Annotated in this window: 2 protein-coding genes; both read left to right on the forward strand. The window is 74.5% G+C overall.

From position 1 onward, the window contains the following. The first annotated feature begins 8 nt into the window (after positions 1–8). The gene (locus ACJX2R_RS05230) at positions 9–20,030 is read left to right on the forward strand and encodes a non-ribosomal peptide synthase/polyketide synthase (RefSeq protein WP_413099001.1); all 20,022 of its coding nucleotides are present in this window, start codon (positions 9–11) and stop codon (positions 20,028–20,030) included. Then, a complete protein-coding gene (locus ACJX2R_RS05235; RefSeq protein WP_413099002.1) occupies positions 20,027–21,277 on the forward strand; it encodes an MFS transporter in 1,251 nt (416 codons plus the stop codon). Before ACJX2R_RS05230 ends, ACJX2R_RS05235 begins: the two co-directional genes overlap by 4 nt. The last annotated feature ends 2 nt before the right edge of the window (positions 21,278–21,279 follow it).

The raw sequence follows: 21,279 nt of genomic DNA on the forward strand, positions 1-21,279 counted from the left end.
AGGACGACATGACGTCTTCGAGGAAGGATCGCGCCGCCGCCCTGCCCGAGGAGCTGCGGGAGGCGCTGCGCCGCCGCCTCGCGGGCAAGGCCGGGCGCGCCGAGGCCATCCCCCGCGCGGACCGCGCGCGGCCGCTGCCGCTGTCCTTCGCCCAGGAGCGGCTGTGGTTCCTGCACACCCTCCAGCCGGAGGAGGCGGGGTACAACAGCGCGCTGGCGCTGCGGCTGACCGGCGCACTGGACGTGGCGGCGCTCTCCCGCGCGCTGGATGCCCTGGTGGAGCGCCATGAGGCGCTGCGGACCACGTTCGACGAACTCGACGGCCGGCCCGCCCAGGTGGTGCGCCCGGCCGCGCCCGTCCCGCTGCCGGTGGTCACCGGCGAGGACGGGGACGCCGAGGCACTGGACCGGCTGCTGCTGGCCGAGTACGCCCGGCCGTTCGAGCTGCGGACCGGTCCGGCGCTGCGGGCGCTGCTGATCCGGCTGGCCGAGGACGAGCACGTACTGCTGCTCACGGCCCATCACATCGTCACCGACGGGTGGTCGATGGGGGTGCTCCAGGACGAGCTGTGCGCGCTGTACGACGCCGGGCCGGGCGCGTATCCGCTGCCCCCGGTGCCGGTGCAGTACCCGGACTTCGCCGTGTGGCAGCGGAAGCGGCTCTCGGGGGCCGCCCTGGACCGCCAGCTCGGCTACTGGAAGGAGCGGCTGGACGGCGTCGTCCCGCTGGAGCTGCCCACCGACCGGCCCCGGCCCGCCGCGCCCACCTCGGCGGGGGCGATCCACGAGTTCACGGTGGGCCGCGCCACCGCGGACCGGCTGCGGGCGCTCGCGGCGCACGAGCGGACCACGCTGTTCACGGCGCTGGTCGCCGCCTGCCAGGGGCTGTTCGCCCGCTGGTCGGGGCAGGACGACATCGCCATCGGCACCGTCACCTCGGGCCGTGGCCGCACCGAACTCGAGCGCGCCGTCGGCTTCTTCGTCAATACGGTGGTGCTGCGTTCCGCGGTGGACACGGCCCGTTCCTACCGCGAGCTGCTGGCCGACGCCGGGGCCACGGTGCTTGACGCCTTCGCTCATGACGAGGCGCCGTACCAGCGGCTGGTGGAGGCCGTGGGTGCGCGCCGGGAGGCGGGCCGCAATCCGCTGTTCGATGTGATGGTGCTGTTGCACAGCGCCCCGGGGAGCGCGCCCCGGCTGTCCGGCCTGGCGGCGACGGGCGTGGCCGTGCCCCGCCGGTCGGCCACCTTCGACCTCAGCGTCGAGTTCGTCGAGGACGGGAAGGAGCTGCGGGGGCTGCTGGAGTACAGCACCGAGCTGTTCGACCAGGCGACCGCCGAGCGGATGGCGGGACATCTGCTGGTGCTGCTGGACGGGGTGGCGGCCGAACCGGACCGGCCGGTGCGCGAGCTGCCCCTGCTCACGGACGGGGAGCGGCGGCGGATGACGGCCGCCGGGCACGGCCCGGCGCTCGCGGTCGAACCGGCCACGTTCCCGGCGGTGTTCGAGGCGGCGGCGGCCCGTACCCCGGAGGCCACGGCGCTGGTGGCCCCCGACGCCACTTACGGCTTCGCGGAGCTGAACGCGGCCGCGAACCGGCTGGCGCACCATCTGATCGCCCAGGGCGTGGGCCCGGAGCGCGTCGTCGGGGTGAAGCTGCCCCGGACCTCCGACATGGTCGTGGCGATCCTGGGTGTGCTCAAGGCGGGCGGGGTCTATCTGCCCCTCGATCCCGGACTCCCGGCCGAGCGCCTCGCGTTCCTGCTGTCCGACGCCGAGCCCGCGCTGGTGCTCGACGAGGCCGCCCTGCGCGCGGTCCCGGCCACGCCGCCGGTGGCGAATCCCACGGACGCGGACCGGACCGCCGCGCTGCACCCCGACTGCGCCGCCTACGTCCTGTACACCTCGGGCTCCACCGGCCGCCCCAAGGGGGTGGCCGTGGAGCACCGGTCGCTGGTCAATCTGCTCGTCGGCCACCGCGAGGGCTTCGTGGCCGAGGCGGGCGGCGGGCCGCTGCGCGCGGCGCTGACCGCGTCGTTCTCCTTCGACACCTCGCTGGAGGGGTTGCTGCTGCTGGCCGACGGCCATGAGCTGCACCTCATCGACGAGGCCACCCGGCTCGACCCGGCCGCGCTGGTGGCGCGGGTCGCCGAGCGGCGCATCGACTTCCTCGACCTCACCCCCTCGTATCTGCGGCAGCTCCTCCCGGCCGGGCTGCTGGACCACCCCCGGCACCGGCCGCGGGTGCTGATGCTGGGCGGCGAGGCCATCGGTCCGTCGCTGTGGCGGCGGCTGGCGGACACGCCGGGGACGACGGCGTACAACTTCTACGGTCCGACCGAGTGCACCATCGACGCGCTCGCCGCCCGAATCGGCGGCGCGGGGCGCCCGGTGGTGGGCCGCCCGCTGGGCAATCTGCGGGCCCATGTGCTCGACTCCCGGCTCCGGCCGGTGCCGGTGGGGGTGGCGGGTGAGCTGTATCTGGCGGGTGAGCAGGTGGCTCGGGGGTACCGGGGCCGTCCGGGGCTGACCGCGTCCCGCTTCGTGGCCGATCCGTACGGGCCCGCCGGGAGCCGGATGTACCGCACCGGGGACCTGGCCCGCTGGACCGCGGACGGGGAGCTTGACTACCTCGGCCGGGCCGACGACCAGGTGAAGATCCGGGGCCACCGGATCGAACCGGGCGAGATCGAGGCGGCGTTGCTGGATCTGCCGGCCGTCGCCGAGGCGGCCGTCGTCGCGGTGACCGACGACCGCGGCCACACCCGGCTGGCCGCCTACTACGTGCCCGCGCCCGGCGGTGAGCCGCCCGCCTCCGGTGAGTTGCGCGCGGCCCTCGGGCGCACCCTGCCCGGCCATATGGTCCCCGGTGTCTTCGTCGCCCTCGACGCCATGCCGCTCAGCACCAGCGGCAAGCTGGACCGCCGGGCGCTGCCCGCGCCGCGGCTGGACGCGGACCGGCCGGAGCGGGACACCACCGCGCCGCGCACCGAGGCGGAGCGGGAGCTGGCGCGGATCTGGGCCGAGGTGCTGGGCGCCCGGACGGTGGGGGTGAACGACAACTTCTTCGAGCTGGGCGGCGATTCGATCCTCAGCATCCAGATCGTCTCCCGGGCCCGCCGGGCCGGACTCGCGCTCACCTCGCGGGATGTCTTCCTGCACCAGACCGTCGCCGGGCTGGCCGCCGCCGTGGCACCGCGCACAGCACCTCAGGACGGCGGCGAGTCGGCGGAGGTGGCGGGTCCGGCGCCGCTCACCCCGATCCAGCGCTGGTTCTTCGCCACCCATGGCCCGTTGCGCCACTTCACCATGTCGATGGTCCTCGAGCTGCCGCCCGACGTGGACGAGGGTGCGCTGGAGGCCGCGCTGGACGCCGTGGTCGCGCACCACCCGGCCCTGCGCACCCGGTTCGTCCAGGGCGACGACGGCGAGTGGCGGCAGCTGGCGGACGGCGCGCCGGGCGGCCCGGTGCTGCGCCGCCACGAGCTGTCCGGGCTCGGCGGCACCGAGGAGACGGCCGCCGCCGAGGCCGCCCGCGCCGAACTCGACCTGGCCACCGGGGCGTTGCTGCGGGGCGCCCTGCTGCGGCGCGGGGGCGGGGCCCGGCCACGGCTGTTCCTCACCGTGCACCACCTGGCCGTGGACAGCGTCTCGTGGCGCATTCTGCTGGGCGACCTGGAGAGCGCCTACCGGCAGGCCGCCACCGGGGAGCCGGTGCGGCTGGAGCCCGCCTCCACCCCCTTCGCCACCTGGGCCCACCGGCTGGGCGAGCGGGTGCGGAAGGGCCAGCTGGACGGCGATCTGCCGTACTGGGAGGGCGTACGGCGGGCGGGCGGCGCGGACCTTCCGGTGGACCGTCCCGGCACGGCCACCGCCGGGTCCACCCACACCGTGCGCGTCACGCTCGACCGCGAGGTCACCGACGGGCTGCTGCGCCGGGTGCCCGGGGTGTACCGGACGCAGATCAACGATGTGCTCCTCGGCGCGCTGGGGCGGGTGCTCGCCGGGTGGACGGGCGAGGACCGGGTGCTGGTGGCCATGGAGGGCCATGGCCGCGAGGAGCTGGACGCGGCCGTCGATCTGTCCCGGACCGTGGGCTGGTTCACCACGCAGTACCCGGTGGCGCTGACACTGCCCGGGGACGGCTGGGGCGCGGTGCTGAAGTCGGTGAAGGAACAGCTGCGCGCGGTGCCGCACCGGGGGCTGAGCCATGAGGCGCTGGCGTATCTGAGCGCCCCCGACTCCCCCGCGCGGGCGCTCGCCGACGCCCCGCTGCCGGGCATCTGCTTCAACTACCACGGCCAGTGGGACTCGGGCGGGGACGGCGTCGCGTTCACCCTCACCGGGGAGAGCCTGGGACGGGATCTGGCCGCCGACGAGCCATCGGTGTATCCGCTCGACGTGTCCGCCGTGGTGGCGGACGGTGAGCTGGAGCTGACCTGGCTGTACTCCGACCGGGTCCACGACACGGCCACGGTGCGGGGGCTCGCGGACGGCATGGTCACGGCGCTGCGGGAGATCGTGGCGCACTGCGAAGGACCGGACGCGGGCGGCCGGACCCCCTCCGACTTCCCGCTGGCCCGGCTGGACCAGGACGCCGTCGACCGGCTGGTGGGCGACGGGCGCCGGGTCGAGGACGTCTACCCGCTGACCCCGCTTCAGGAGGGCATGCTCTTCCACCGGCTGGTCGGCGGCGAGGAGGACGTCTACCTCGACCAGGCCACGCTGATCGTGGACGGGGTGGGCGACCCGGAGGCGTTCGCCCGCGCCTGGCAGCAGACGGTGGACCGCACACCGGTGCTCCGGACCGGCGTCGTCTGGGAGGGCGTCGAGCGGCCGCTCCAGATCGTCCGCCACCGGGCCGAGGTGCCCGTGACCCGGCTGGACTGGCGCGGGCTGCCGGAGGAGCGGCGCGAGGCCGAACTGGAGCGGTTCCGGGCCGAGGACCTGGCCCGGGGCATCGATCTGACCACGCCGCCGCTGATGCGGCTCGCCATCGCCCGGCTGACCGACACCCGGGTGGCGCTGATGTGGACCTCGCACCATCTGGTCCTGGACGGCTGGAGCCTGGCGCAGGTGTTCACCGAGGTGTGCGAGCGCTACACCGCGGCGGCCCGGGGCCGTGCCCCGGCGCTTCCCGCCCGCCGTCCGTTCCGCGACTATCTGGAGTGGCTGGACGGGCGGGACGGGCAGGAGGCCGAGCGCCACTGGCGGGATGTGCTCGCCGGTTTCACCGCGCCGACCCCGCTCCCCGCCGACCGCAAGGCCGTGGAGTCCCACCGGGCACGGTCCTCGGCGACCGTGGCGGTGTCGCTCACCCCCGAGGTGTCGGAGGAGCTGCGCCGTACGGCCCGCCGCGGCGGCCTGACCGTCAACACGATCGTGCAGGGCGCCTGGGCGCTGCTGCTGTCCCGGTACTGTGGCGAGGACGACGTGGTCTTCGGCACCACCGTCTCGGGCCGTCCGGCGGAGCTGGCCGGGGTCGAGTCGATGGTGGGGATGTTCATCAACACCCTGCCGACGCGGGTGCGGGTGGACGCCGCCCGGAACACCGGTGACTGGCTGCGGGACCTCCAGCTGGCGCAGTCCGCGTCCCGGCGCCATGAATCCGTCTCGCTGGCGCGGGTGGCGGGCTGGAGCGAGCTACCGGCCGGGACCTCGCTCTTCGATTCGATGGTGGCCTTCGAGAACTACCCCTTTGACGACTCCTCGGCGCGCGAGGCGGGCCTGCGGATCATCGAGGTCCGCTCGATCGACGCCACCAACTTCGGCCTGAGTCTGCGGGCCCATCTCTCCGACCGGCTGGGCTTCGACCTCGGCTATGACCCGGCGCTGTTCGACGCCCGGACCGCCGCCGCGCTCGCCGACCGGCTGCATCTGCTGCTCACCGCGATCGCGACGGACCCCGACCGTCCGCTGCGGGCGCTTCCGTGGACCACCGCCGAGGAGCGGCGGCGGATCCTGGTGGAGTGGGGCGGCGGTGGTGCGGCCCCTGAGGCGCCGGAGCGGACCCTGGTGGACCTGTTCGAGGAGCAGGCCGCCCGCGCCCCGGGGGCCATCGCCGTCTCATGTGCCGGGGTGTCGCTGTCGTACGCCGAACTCGACGCGCGGGCGGGCCGGTTGGCGCATCGGCTGATCGCCGAGGGCGCCGGGCGGGAGCGGTATGTGGCGCTGGCGCTGCCCCGTTCGCCGGAGATGATCGTGGCGATCGTGGCGGTGCTGAAGACGGGCGCGGCCTATCTGCCCCTCGACCCGGACCAGCCGTCCGGCCGGATCGCCCGGATGCTCGCCGACGCCGAACCGGTGGCCCTGCTGACCACCTCGGCCTTCGCGGCACGGCTGGGCGCGGACGGCGACGCGGACACCGCCGTGGCCCGGCTGTGTCTGGACGACCCCGCCCTGATCGCCGATCTGGAGTGCCGGCCCGCCGACCTCCCGGCCGGTTCAGGGCCGCTGCCGGAGAGCCCCGCCTACGCCATCTACACCTCCGGGTCCACGGGCGTGCCCAAGGGCGTGGTGATCCCGCACTCCAATGTGGTGCGGCTGTTCTCCCGGACCCGGGAGTGGTTCTCGTACGACGCGAGCGATGTGTGGACGCTGTTCCACGCCTACGCCTTCGACTTCTCCGTCTGGGAGATCTGGGGGCCGCTGCTGCACGGCGGCCGGCTCGTGGTGGTCCCGTACGCGGTCTCCCGCTCCCCCGAGGAGTTCCTGCGGCTGCTGGTGGAGGAGCGGGTGACGGTGCTGAGCCAGACACCGTCCGCCTTCCAGGGGCTGATGCGCGCCGACGAGGAGCGCCCCGGAGCCCAACTCGCCCTGCGCCGGGTGGTGTTCGGCGGTGAGGCGCTGGACGCGCGGCGGCTGGCGGGCTGGTACGCACGGCATCCGGACACCGCGCCGTTGCTGGTCAACATGTACGGGATCACCGAGACCACCGTGCATGTCACCTACGCCCCGCTCGACCTCGCGGCAGCGTCCGTCGCGACGAGCGCCATCGGCACCGGCATCCCCGATCTGCGGGTGTATGTGCTGGACGAGGCGCTGGAGCCGGTGCCGCCGGGGGCGGTCGGCGAACTGTATGTGGCGGGGGCCGGGCTCGCCCGGGGCTATCTGCGCCGCCCGGGGCTGACCGCGTCCCGTTTCGTGGCCGATCCGTACGGGCCCGCCGGGAGCCGGATGTACCGCACCGGTGACCTGGCCCGGTGGAGCGCGGAAGGGGAACTGGAGTATCTGGGGCGCGCCGACGACCAGGTGAAGATCCGTGGTTTCCGGATCGAGCCCGGGGAGATCGAGGCCGCGCTGGCCGCCCATCCGGGGGTCGGCGACGCGGTGGTGACCGTACGGGAGGACCAGCCCGGTGCGCGGCGGCTGGTGGCCTATGTGGTGGCCGCCGGTTCGGCCGAGCCGCCGGGGGCCGGTGAGTTGCGGGAGTTCCTTCAGCGGTCGCTGCCCGCGCAGATGGTCCCGGCGGCGTTCGTGGCGCTGGACGCGTTGCCGCTGACCGCCAACGGCAAGCTGGACCGGCGCGGACTGCCCGCGCCCGGCCTCGACGGCTTCGCGGCGAGCGCCGAGCGGATCGCCCCGCGTACCGAGGCCGAGCGCACGGTGGCGCGGGTGTGGGCCGAGGTGCTGCCGGTCGAGGAGGCCGGGGCGACGGACGACTTCTTCGCCCTGGGCGGCGATTCGATCCTGGCCATCCGGGTGGCCTCCCGGCTGCGGGCGGCCTTCGGCACCGAGGTCTCCCCGCGCGCGCTGTTCACCCACACCACCGTGGCCGAGCTCGCCGCCGCGCTGGGCGAGCCGGACACGCGCGGGGCGGCGGGGGACGGCGGGGCGGCGGAGGTCGGCGGGGCGGCTGACGTCATCCCGGCCGTGCCTCGGGACGGAGAGCTGCCGCTGTCGTATCCGCAGGCACGGCTGTGGTTCCTGGACTCCTTCGACGGCGGCACGGAGTATGTGACGCCGTTCGCGCTGCGGCTGCGCGGCCGCCTGGACACCGCCGCGCTGCGCACCGCCCTGGACGCCCTTGTGGCCCGCCATGAGCCGCTGCGGACCACGTTCGCCGACGTGGACGGCCGTGGGGTGCAGCGGGTGCACGATCCGTATCCGGTGGCGCTGCCGGTGCACGACCTCGCGGCCCGTCCCGTGGGCGAGCGCGAGCGGGAGCTTGAGCGGCTGCTGGAGCGGGAGGGCGCCACCCCCTTCGATCTGCGCACCGGGCCGCTGCTGCGGGCGTCCCTGATCCGGCTGGACGACGAGGAGCACGTGCTCACCCTGACGATGCACCACATCGTCACGGACGGCTGGTCCACGGCCGTCATCGGCACCGATCTGAGCGAGCTCTACGGCGCGGCCGTCATGGCGCGGCGGCCCGCGCTCGCCCCGCTGCCGCTGGGCTACGCCGACTTCGCGGCGTGGCAGCGCGATCCGCTCGGCGGCGCGGCGCGGATGGAGCCACAGCTGGAGTACTGGCGGGCGCGGCTGGCGGATCTGGCGCCGCTGGAGCTGCCGACCGACCGTCCCCGGCCGGCCGTGCAGACCAGATGTGGGGCGCTGCTGGAGTTCGCCCTGCCCGCCGCGCTGGTGGAGCGGCTGCGCGCGGCCGGGCGGCGCCGCGACTCCACCCTCTTCATGACGCTCCTCGCCACCTGTCAGGTGCTGCTGGCCCGCTGGTCGGGGCAGCAGGACATCGCGGTGGGCACGGTGACCTCGGGACGGGAGCGGCCCGAACTGGAGCATCTGGTCGGGATGTTCGTGAACACGCTGGTGCTGCGCACCAGCGTGGCGGCCGACGACTCGTTCGAGGAGTTGCTCACCCGGGTGCGGGGCACCGTGCTGGACGCCTTCGCCCATCAGGACGTGCCGTTCGAGCGGATCGTGGACGCGCTCCAGCCGGAGCGGGACACCAGCCGCACCCCGCTCTTCCAGGTCATGGTGGCGCTGCACAACCTGGGCGCCGAGGTGCCCGACCTGCCCGGCCTCACCGTGGAGGCCGTACGGGTCCCGGGCCGGACCGCCGGTTTCGACCTGGGCTTCGACTTCGTGGCGGGCCCCGGCGGCCTGACCGGCTTCGTGGAGTACGACACCGATCTGTTCGACACGGCCACCGTGGAGCGGATGGCCCGTCAGCTGCGGCTGCTGCTGGAAGCGGTGGCCGAAAACCCCGGGCGCCGGGTGGGCGAACTGCCGCTGCTGACCGCCGGGGAGCGGCGGACGGTGCTGGAGGAGTGGAACGACACCGCGCTCGCCGTACCGGACACCACCTTCCCCCGGCTCTTCGAGGAGCGGGCCGCCCGCACCCCGGGCGCCACCGCGCTGGTGGCCTCCGACGCCACCTACGACTTCGCGGGGCTGAACACGGCCGCCAACCGGCTGGCCCACCATCTGATCGCCCTGGGCGTGGGCCCGGAGAAGGTGGTCGCGGTCAGGCTTCCGCGCACCGCCGATTCCGTGGTGGCCCAGCTCGCGGTCCTCAAGGCGGGTGGTACGCACCTGTACGTGGACCCCGGGCTGCCCTCGACACGCGCGCGGTTCCTGCTGGAAGACGCGGCGCCCGAGGTCGTCCTCACCCCCGACGCCCTGCGGGACGCGCCCCTGGACCGGCTGCCGGACACCGATCCCACCGACACGGACCTGCTGTCCCCCCTGCTGCCCGGACACACCGCGTACATCACCTACACCTCGGGGTCCACCGGCCGCCCCAAGGGTGTCGCCGTCGAACACCGCCAGCTGGTCAACCTCTGTCTTGACCACCGGGCCGGGCTCATCGACCCGCACCAGGCCGAGGCGGGCCGTCCGCTGCGCTCTGCGCTGACCGCCGCGTTCTCCTTCGACACCTCCTGGGAGGGCGCGGTGTTCCTGGCCTCGGGCCAGGAGGTGCATCTGGTGGACGACGCGGTACGGCTGGACCCGGCCGCCCTCGTGGCGCTGGTCCAGGACCGTGGTCTGGACTTCCTCGACGTCACCCCGTCGTACCTCCATGAGCTGGTGGCGGCCGGGCTGTTCGCCGGGGACCGCCACCGCCCCCGGATCGTCATGGTGGGCGGCGAGGCCCTCGGGGCGGCGCTGTGGCGGGAGCTGCGCGCGGTGCCGGGCGTGGCGGCGTACAACTTCTACGGGCCCACCGAATGCGCCGTGGACGCGGTCTACGGCGACCTGGCGGGTCTGGGCGACCGTCCGCTCATCGGACGGCCCGGCCGCAATCTGCGGGCGTACGTCCTGGACGGCGCGCTGCGGCCGGTGCCGCCCGGCGTCCCCGGTGAGCTCCATCTGGCCGGGGCGCAGGTCGCCCGCGGCTATCTGCGCCGCCCGGGGCTCACCGCGGCGCATTTCGTCGCCGACCCGTACGGCCCTCCCGGCAGCCGGATGTACCGCACCGGGGACCGGGCGCGCTGGACGGCGGACGGGACGCTGGAGTACCTGGGCCGCGCCGACGAACAGCTCAAGATCCGCGGGTTCCGGATCGAGCCCGGCGAGATCGAGGCCGCGCTGCTGGGCCATCCGGCGGTCCAGGAGGCGGTGGTCGTGGCCCGCGAGGACACCGGCCACCGGCGGCTGGTGGCCTATCTGGTGACCTGCTCCGATCTGGTGACCCGCTCCGACGGTTCAACCGGCTCCCCCGGTCCGGTGGAGCTGCGCGCCCTGCTCAAGCGCACCCTGCCCGACTACATGGTCCCGGCCGCCTTCCTACCGCTGGACCGGATGCCCCGCACCGACAGCGGCAAGGTGGACCGGCGCGCGCTGCCCGCTCCCCCGGACCGGCCGGAGCGGGGCTCACCGTATGTGGCGCCCCGGAACGCCGCAGAGACGGTGCTGGCGGGCGTGTGGGCCGAGGTGCTGGACGTCCCCGAGGTGGGCGTGGAGGACAACTTCTTCGCCCTGGGCGGCGATTCGATCCTCAGCATCCAGATCGTCTCCCGCGCCCGCCGGGCCGGGCTGACGCTCACCTCCAAGGACGTCTTCCGCCACCAGACCGTCGCGGAGCTCGCGCTGGGCGTCGAGACGGCCCGGCGGCAGCCGCTCGCCGGGACGGCCGGGGCGGTGGCCGGACCGGCGCCGCTGACCCCCATCCAGCACTGGTACCTGGACGGGCGGCGGCCCGGCGACCGGCACCACTTCACCATGAGCCACCGGCTGGAGCTCACCGGTGACCTCGACGAGGCCGCCCTGCGGCAGGCGTTGGAGGCCCTGGTGGCGCACCACGCCGCGCTGCGCACCCGCTTCCCGGTCGTCGACGGGCGGTGGCGGCAGGAGGTTCTGCCCACCGCCCCCGGCGGTGTTCTGGAGCGGCACGACCTGTCCGGCCTTGACGACGCGGCACGCGCCGAGGCCGTACGGGAGGCCACGGTCGCGGCCCAGACGGGGCTGGACATCGCGGAGGGGGCCGTACTGCGGGCGCTGCTGTTCACCTTCGGGTCCGGACGGCCGCCGGAGTTGCTGCTCACCGCCCACCATCTGGTGGTGGACGGCGTCTCCTGGCGGATCCTGCTCGGCGATCTGGAGACCGCCTACCGCGCCGTCGCCGCCGGTGGCACGCCCACCCTGCCCCCGGCGAGCAGCGCCTTCACCCAGTGGGCCGCCCGGCTGGCGGACCATGTGCGCTCCGGCGGGCTCGACGGCGACCTGACGTACTGGACGGGCGTGGCGCGCTCCGCGCCCGCCGCGCTCCCCGTCGACCGCGAGGGCCCCAACACCCATGAGACGGCGGCCACGGTGACCACGGTCCTCGGCCGTGCCGAGACCGAGGCGCTGCTGCGCCGGGTCCCCGGCGTCTACCGGACGCGGATCGACGACGTACTGCTCGCCGCGCTCGGCCGGAGCCTGGCGCGCTGGACCGGCGGAGACACGGTGCTGATCGGCGTGGAGGGACACGGCCGCGAGGATCTCTTCGAGGATCTGGACCTCTCCCGTACGGTCGGCTGGTTCACCGCCGAGTACCCGCTCGCGCTGGCCGTCGACGCCGGGGCGGGGTGGCGTGACACCCTGCGGTCCGTCAAGGAGCAGCTGCGGGCCGTTCCGCACCACGGGCTCGGTTACGGAGCGCTGTGCCATCTGGCTCCCGAGGGCTCCCCGGCCGGGGAGCTGCGGGGCGGCCCGGCGCCGCGGATCGTCTTCAACTACCACGGCCAGTGGGAGGTGGCCGCGGACGGCGCAAGCGCCCCGGGCCTGTACCGCGCCGCGCTCCCGGTGACCGGCCAGGACGCCGCGCCCGGGGAGACCCGCCCATGTCTGCTGGAGGTCACCGGGGCGGTCCAGGACGGCCGTCTCGAGCTGGGCTGGAGCTATCCGGCCCGGATGTACGACGAGGCCACCGTGCGCCGGGTCGCGGACGACTGTCTGGCCGCGCTGAGGGAGATCGTGGCGCACTGCGCCGAGCCAGGCGCGGGCGGGCGCACCCCGTCCGACTTCCCGCTCGCCCGGCTCGGCCAGCGGCAGGTGGATCTGATCGCCGGTGACGGTGGCGGGGTGGAGGACGTGTATCCGCTGACCCCGCTCCAGGCGGGCATGCTCTTCCATGGCCTCGTGGACGGCGCTGCCGCCGGTGGCGCCTACTTCGACCAGATCGCCATCCGGATCGGCGGGATCGCCGACCCGGACGCCTTCGCGGCCGCCTGGCAGCGGGTGGTGGACCGTACGCCGGGCTTGCGCGGCTCGGTCCGCTGGGAGGGGCTGGCCGAGCCGGTCCAGGTGGTCCACCGCCGGGCCGACCTGCCCACCGTCCGGCTGGACTGGCGGGAGTTGGCGCCGTCCGCGCGGGAGGAGGCGCTGCGGCGGCTGCTGGCCGAGGACCGCGCCGCCGGGATGGAGCTCACCTCGGCGCCGCTGAGCCGGATCGCGGTGGCCGATCTGCCCGATGGCGAGGTCATGCTGGTGTGGACCTCGCACCATCTGATGCTCGACGGCTGGAGCACCGGCCAGATCTTCGCCGAGGTGTGCGAGACCTACGCGGCCCTGGTGGCCGGGCGCTCGCCCCGGCCGCCCGCCCGCCGGGCCTTCCGGGACTTCCTGCGCTGGCTGCGTGAGCAGGACCAGGAGCGTGCGGAGCGGCATTGGCGCGAGGTGCTGGCCGGGTTCGGCGCCCGTACGCCGCTGCCGTACGACCGGCCACCCCGGGAGGCGCATCGCACCACCTCGACCGCGCTGACCCGGCTGGAGCTGACCGAGGAGGTGTCCGCCCGGCTGCGGGAGACCGCGCGGGGCGGCGGGCTGACGGTCAACACGGTGGTGCAGGGCGCGTGGGCGCTGCTGCTGTCGCGGTACTGCGGGGTGCGCGACGTGGTGTTCGGCACCACCGTCTCGGGCCGTCCCGAGGGGCTGCCGGGCGTGGAGACGATGGTCGGCATGTTCATCAACACGGTCCCCACCCGGGCCGTGGCCGAGGGCGGCCGTGAGGTCGTGGCATGGCTGCGGGAGCTCCAGGAGCAGCAGAGCGAGTCCCGCCGCTTCGACTTCGTCGCACTCCCCCGGATCCAGGCCCTCAGCGGGATACAGGCCGGTGAGGCGCTCTTCGAAAGCATGGTGGTGTTCGAGAACTACCCCTTCGACGAGGCGTCGGCGGCCGGTGCCGGGATCCGGGTGCTTGAGGTGCGGGCCGAGGACTCCACCAACTTCCCGCTGTGTCTGCGCGCCTATCTCGGCGACCGGCTGGGCTTCGACCTCGCCTACGATCCGGCGCTGTTCGACGCGGCCACGGTGGAGCGGGCGGCGGCCCATCTGGAGACGCTGCTGACCGGGATCGCGGACGGCGCCGGGCGGTCGCTGGACGAGCTGCCGCTGCTGACGGAGGCGGAGCGCCTGCGGGTGGCCGGCGAGTGGAATGCCACCGCCCGGCCGCTGCCGGAGGGTTCGCTGGCGGAGCTGTTCGCCGAGCGGGTGCGCCGCTGCCCGGACGCCGTCGCCGTCACCGACGGCGCCACCTCGCTCAGCTATGCCCAACTCGACGGGTGGGCGGGCCGGTTGGCCGGACATCTGCTGCGGTCCGGGGTGCGTCCCGAGGACCGGGTGGCGCTGCTCATGGACCGGTCGGTGGAGCTGGTCGTGGCCCAGCTCGCGGTGGTCAGGGCCGGTGGGGTGTACGTACCGGTGGACGCCCGCGCCCCGCGCGACCGGCGGCGGACGCTGCTGGACCAGGCGGGCGCCGCGGTCGTGCTGACGCCGGAGGAGGTGGCCGCCGCCCGGGAGGGCGAGCCGGTGGCGGCCGCGGTGCCGGTGCACCGGGACCAGCTGGCGTATGTGATGTTCACCTCCGGGTCGACCGGTGTGCCGAAGGCCGTGGGGGTGCGCCATCGCGATGTGGCGGCGCTGGCCCTGGACCGTGCCTTCGCCGGTGGCGGACACGAGCGGGTGCCGCTGCATTCGCCGGTGGCGTTCGACGCCGCCACCTACGAGATGTGGGTGCCGCTGCTGAACGGTGGCCGGGTGGTGGTGACATCGGGCGAGCTGGACGCGGCCGAGGTGCGCCGGCTGGTGGCCGAGCAGGGGGTGACGGGGCTCTGGCTGACCGCCGGGCTGTTCCGGCTGCTGGCCAGGGACGCGCCGGACTGCTTCACGGGGCTGCGCGAGGTGTGGACCGGCGGCGATGTGGTGCCCGCGGCCTCGGTGCGCCGGGCGCTGGAGCGCTGCCCCGGGCTGACCGTGGTGGACGGCTACGGGCCGACCGAGACCACGACCTTCGCCACGTGCTTCCCGATGTCCCGGGCAGGCGAGGTGCCCGAGGTGGTGCCGATCGGCCGTCCGCTGGACAACATGCGGGTCCACGTCCTGGACTCCAGGATGCGGATCGTGCCGCCGGGTGTGGTCGGCGAGCTCTTCGTCGCCGGGGAGGGGGTGGCGCGTGGCTACCTCGGCCGTCCCGGCGCGACCGCGGCGGCGTTCCTCCCCGATCCGTACGGGCCCGCCGGGGAGCGGATGTACCGCACCGGCGATCTGGCGCGGCGACACCAGGACGGCACGGTGGAGTTCCTGGGCCGCGCCGATGACCAGGTCAAGGTCCGTGGCTTCCGGATCGAGCCGGGCGAGGTGGAGGGGGTGCTGGCCGGGCATCCGGAGGTGGCGGACGTCGCGGTGGTGGCCCGGGAGGACGGTCCCGGTGGCAAGCGGCTGGTGGCCTATGTGGTGGCCGCCGGCGATACCCCGGTGGAGGGTGACCGGCTGCGGGCGTACGCGGCCGAGCGGCTGCCGGACTACATGGTGCCGTCGGCCGTTCTTCCGCTGGAGGCGCTGCCGCTCGGCCCCACCGGGAAGCTGGACCGCGCGGCGCTGCCCGCACCGGGCCCGGACACCCGCCGTACGCCCTACCGGGCGCCGCGCGAGGGGGCCGAACGGGCCGTGGCGGCGGTCTGGGCCGAGGTGCTGGAGGTCGAGCGCGTCGGCGCCGGGGACAACTTCTTCGAACTCGGCGGCGACTCGATCCTCTCCATCCGGCTCACCTCACGGCTGCGGGAGGTGCTCGGGGTGGAGCCGTCGCCTCGCCTGGTGTTCACCCATCCGACCGTCGCCGCCCTGGCCGGGGCGCTCGACGGCGCGGACGGCCGCGGCGCGGACCGGCCCGCCCCGATCACTCCGGTGGCCCGGGACGGCGAGCTGCCGCTGTCGTATCCGCAGCAGCGGCTGTGGTTCCTGGACTCCTTCGCCCCCGACAGCGCCGAGTACATCACCCCGCTGGCGCTGCGGATGCGGGGAGCCCTCGACGTGGCCGCGCTGAGCGCGGCGCTGACCGCGCTGGTGGCCCGGCACGAGTCGCTGCGGACCACCTTCGACGCGGTGGACGGCCGCGGGGTGCAGATCGTGCACGGCCCCCGGGAGATCCGGCTCGATCCGTACGACCTGTCCCATCTCCCCGCCGCCGAGCGGGAGGCGGAGCTGCGGGAGCTGCTGGCGTACGAACGGGCGCGCCCGTTCGACCTGCGGCGCGGCCCGCTGCTGCGCACCGGGCTGATCCGGCTCGGCGCCCAGGAGCACATACTGAGCCTGACGCTGCATCACATCATCACCGACGGCTGGTCCACCGGTGTGCTCACCGGCGATCTGCGGGAGCTGTACCGGGCGGCGCTGAGCGGTGAGCCCGCGGCGCTGCCACCGCTCCCGGTGCACTACGCGGACTTCGCCGCCTGGCAGCGCACCGAACTCACCGCTCCTCGGGCGGATGAGGAACTGGCCTACTGGACACGGCAGTTGGCCGGGGTGCCGCCGCTGGAGGTGCCCACCGACCGGCCCCGCCCGGCGGTGCGCACGAAGAACGGCGCCACCGTGGAGTTCACGGTGCCCGCCGGGGTGAGCTCGCGCCTGAAGGAGCTCGGGCGGACGCGGGGCACCACCCTGTTCATGACGTTGGTGGCGGCGGCCCAGATCCTGCTGGCCCGGCTGTCCGGCGGGCGGGACATCGCCGTGGGCACCGTCACCTCCGGGCGGGAGCGCCCCGAGGTGGAGCGGCTGATCGGTTTCTTCGTGAACACCCTGGTACTGCGCTCCACCGTCGATCCGCACACCCGCTTCGGCGACTTCCTGGCCGAGGTGCGCGGCACCGTCCTGGACGCCTTCGCCCATCAGGCGGTGCCGTTCGAGCGGGTGGTGGACGAGGTGCGACCGGTGCGGGACACCAGCCGGACACCGCTGTTCCAGGCGATGGTGGTACTCCAGAACGCCCCGGGCCGGGCGCTGGAGCTGCCCGGTCTGGAGCTGGCGGACGTGGAACTCGACACGCGGACCGCCGCCTTCGACCTCACCTTCGAGTTCGCCGAGGACGAGGGGGGCGAGCTGCGCGGGCTGATCGGCTACAGCACCGATCTGTTCGACGCCTCGACCGTGGAACGGATGGGCACGGCCCTGCGGGCGCTGCTCGCCGGGATCGCCGAGGATCCGGAGCGGCCGGTGGGCGCGCTGCCGCTGACCACCCCGGCCGAGCTGCGGCGCACCCTGGTCGAGTGGAACGACACCCGCCTGGAGGTGGAGCGGGCCACGCTGCGCGAGCTGTTCGAGCGCCAGGTGGCCGTCTCGCCGGATGCCACGGCCGTGCGGTACGGGAAGGGCGATCTCACCTTCGCCGAGCTGGAGGTGGCCGCGAACCGGCTGGCCCACCGGCTGATCGGCCGGGGGGTGGGGCCGGAACGGCTGGTGGCGCTGGTGCTGCCGCGTTCGGTGGAGATGCTGGTGGCACAGCTGGCCGTGGCGAAGGCGGGCGGTGCGTTCCTGCCGGTCGACCCCGGTTATCCGAAGGAGCGGGTGGCGTTCATGCTGCGGGACGCCGCGCCCTCGGTGGTGCTCGACGACGCGGTCTCGGTATGGGCCGGGGAGGGCCCCGCCGGGCCACCGCCACTCCGTGGCCTGACACCGGACCACCCGGCGTATGTCATCTACACCTCCGGCTCCACCGGTGTGCCCAAGGCGGTCGTGGTCACCCATGCCGGGCTGGCCAGTTTCTCGGCCGCCGCGGCCGCGCACTACGACGTACGGGCCGGGGACCGGGTGCTCCAGCTCTCCTCCCCCAGCTTCGACGCCTCCGTCCTGGAGCTGTGTGTCTCGCTGCCGCGTGGCGCGATACTGGTGATCGGTGACGAGGGCCCACTGCTGGGCGAGCGGCTGGCCGAGGTGCTCGGCGGGCAGCGGATCACCCATGCGCTGATCCCCCCGGCCGCGCTGGCCACCGTGGAGGAGGCGGATCGGCGAACGGGGCTGCCGGATCTGCGTACCCTCATCGTCGGCGCCGACGCCTGCCCCGCCGAGCTGGTGGACCGCTGGGCGCCGGGCCGGCGGATGGTCAACTCCTACGGCCCGACCGAGGCCACGGTGGTGAGCACCTGGTCCGGGCCGCTGACCGCAGGGTCGGGGGCGCCGCCGATCGGCCGGCCGATCCCGAACACCCGGGTCTACGTACTGGACGAGGCCCTGCGCCCGGTGCCGGTGGGTGTGTCCGGGGAGCTGTATGTGGCGGGCGCGGGTCTGGCGCGGGGCTATCTGGGCCGCCCGGGGCTGACCGCCGCACGGTTCGTGGCCGATCCGTTCGGCCCGGCGGGCGGGCGGATGTACCGCACCGGCGATGTGGTGCGGTGGACCGGCGACGGTGAGCTCGCGTTCCTGGGCCGCGCCGACGACCAGGTCAAAGTGCGGGGCTTCCGGATCGAACTCGGCGAGGTGGAGAGCGCGCTGCGGCGCAGCCCGGAGGTGCGGGAAGCGGTGGTCGCCGTACGGGAGACCGCCCCGAATCCGGAGCAGCCCTCCGGCGGGAAGCGCCTGGTGGGCTATGTCGTCCCGGCGCCGGGTGCCTCGCCGACCGCCGCCTCGCTGCGCGACGTCCTGGGGCGGACCCTTCCGCCCCATATGGTGCCGTCGGCGTTCGCCACCCTGGACGCCCTTCCGCTCACGGCCAACGGCAAGGTGGACCGCCGGGCGCTGCCCGACCCGGACCCGGCGACCGTCACCTCCGGTGCGGGCCATGTCGCCCCGCGCACCCCGTTGGAGCGCCGGATCGCGGACATCTGGGCCGATGTGCTCGGTCTGGAACGGGTGGGTGTGGAGGACAACTTCTTCGAGCTGGGCGGGGATTCCATCCTCAGCATCCAGGTGGTCTCCCGCGCCCGCCAGGCCGGGCTGCGGCTGACCACCAAGGATCTGTTCAGCCATCAGTCGGTGGCCGCGCTCGCCACCGTGGCCACCGCCGAACGGGACGAGGGCCGCGCGGAGCCGGTGGCCGGGCCGCTTCCACTCACCCCGATCCAGCGCTGGTTCTTCGCCACCCACACCGTGAATCCGCGCCACTTCAACCAGTCCACGCTGCTCGAGCTGCACCGGGAGCCGGACGAGAAGGCGCTGGAGGGGGCGCTGGCCGCGCTCCTGGTCCACCATGACGCGCTGCGCACCCGGTTCACCGAGGACGGCGGCGAGTGGCACGGCCACGTCCCGGAGCCGGATGGCGACGGCGCCGTCCTGGATCGCCACGACCTGTCCGGTCTGCCGGCGCGGGAGGCGGACGCGGCGATGGAGAAGGCGGCCGACGCCCTCCACGCGGGCTTCGACCTGGGCCGGGGGCCGCTGCTGCGGGCCGCGCTGTTCCGCTTCGGCGAGGCCCGGCGGCCGTTCCTCTTCCTGACCGCGCACCACCTGGTCATCGACGGGGTGTCCTGGCGGATCCTGCTGGACGACCTGGACATCGCCTATCAGCAGGGCGTGCGGGGCGAACCGGTGGACCTCGGCACCAGGACCACCGCCTTCCGCGACTGGGCGCGGCGGCTCGCGGAGCATGTCGCCGAGGGCGGCCTGGACCATGAGGCCGACCACTGGTGCGAGGCCCTCGACGCCCGGCCGCTGCCGGTCGACCGTCAAGTGGCCGCGCCAGGGCCCGAGATCGGTACGGTGCCGGTCGAGCTGGACGAGCGGGACACCGAGGCGCTGCTGCGCTCGGCGCCCACCGCCTATCGCACCCGCATCAACGATGTGCTGCTCGCCGCCCTCGCGCTGGCGCTGTCCCGCTGGACCGGCCAGGAGCGGGTTTCGGTGGAGCTGGAGGGCCACGGGCGCGAGGACATCCTGGACGGTGTCGATCTCTCCCGTACGGTGGGCTGGTTCACCACCATGTATCCGGTCTCCTTCGAGCTGCCGGACCTCCCCGACGGCCGGCCGGCCGACTGGCGGGGGCTGGTCAAGTCGGTGCGGCGGCGGCTGCGGACCGTCCCCGGCAACGGTTTCGGCTTCGGGGCACTGCGCGCCTTCGGCCCACCCGAGCTGCGCGAGCGGCTGTCCCGGCACGGCGCCGGGCCGCAGATCGTGTTCAACTACCTCGGCCAGTGGGACGCCCGGTCGGCCGAGTCGCAGGGCGGTCTGGTCCACGCCGAGCACGGCTCGTTCGGCCAGGACCACGATCCGCGCGAGGGCGGCCCCCATCTGCTGGAGGTGGTGGGCGCGGTACAGGACGGCCGGCTCGGCTTCACCTGGCGCTACCGCCCCGATGTGCACGAGAGGACGACCGTGGCGGCGGTGGCCGGGACCTTCGCCGAAGCCCTGCGCCGGATCGCCGGGGACTGCCGGGGCGCCGTATGACCGCCGCCCCGCCGGTGTCGCCGCCGGTTCCGCTGTCGCGCAACCGGGACTACCGGCTGCTGTGGGGCAGTCAGGCGCTCTCGGAGTTCGGCTTCCACACGGCGCTGATCGCGTTTCCCCTGCTGGTCCTCGCCCTCACCGGCTCGGGCGCGGCCTCCGGTCTGGTCATGGGCACCATCGCCGCCGCGCAGATGGTGGCCGGGCTCCCGGCGGGTGTCCTGGTGGACCGCTACGACCGCAAGGCCATCATGCTGGGCTGTGAGGCGGCCCAGGCGGTCTCCGCCATCAGCCTGGTGGCCGCCGTGTGGGCGGGCGCGGCCACCGTCTGGCACATGGTCGTCGTGGCGGCGGTGTTCGGAGCGAGCGCCGCGCTCTTCGAACCGGCCGAGAGCGCGTCGCTGCCCGCCCTGGTGGCGGACGAGCATCTGCCCACGGCGGTGGCGATGAACACGGCACGGGCCTCGATGGGGCAGTTGGCGGGCACCGCGACCGGCGGGTTCCTGTTCGCCGTGGGACGGTTCGTGCCCTTCCTGGTGGACGCCGTGACACATACGGTCTCCTTCGTCGCGCTGCTCTTCGTCCGGCTGCCCCGGCGCGAGCGGTCCGCCGACGGGGTGGGCCCATTGGGCCGGGAGGCGCTGGCCGGGCTGCGCTGGGTGTGGCGGGAGCGCCGGATCCGGGTCACGGTGGTGTGCGCGGTGGTGCTCAACCTCTTCTTCAGCGCCTTCTACCTCGTCGTCATCGTGCTCGCCGAGGCCCGGGGGGTGCCCTCCGGGGAGGTCGGCGTGATGGCGGCCATGCTCGGGGTGGGCGGGGTGGCGGGCGCGCTGCTGGCGCCCGTACTGCACCGGCGGCTGGGCCCGTACGGCGGCATCATCGCGGTGTTCTGGGCCCTGGCCGTGCTCGCCCCGGTCACCGTGCTGATGGACAGCGGCTATCTCATCGGGGTGCTGTTCGCCCTGATCGCGCTGTTCCCGCCGACGGCGAACACCGCCATCATGACCGACCAGCTGCTGCGCACCCCGGACGAGCTGCGCGGCAGGCTCACCAGCACGCTCGTCCTGGCCTGCGGTGCCGCGGGCGCGGCGGGCCCCGCGCTGGGCGGATCGCTCGCCCAGGCCCTGCCGGGCGACCGGGCCATCCTGCTCTGCTCGGCCGGGATGGCCGCCGCGGCCGTCCTGGCCACCGTCAGCCCGACCCTGCGCACGCTGTCCCACCGCCACGAGTCCGGACGGCCGGCCGACTGACT

Source organism: Streptomyces sp. Inha503 (assembly GCF_047215865.1).
Taxonomy (GTDB): domain Bacteria; phylum Actinomycetota; class Actinomycetes; order Streptomycetales; family Streptomycetaceae; genus Streptomyces; species Streptomyces lycopersici.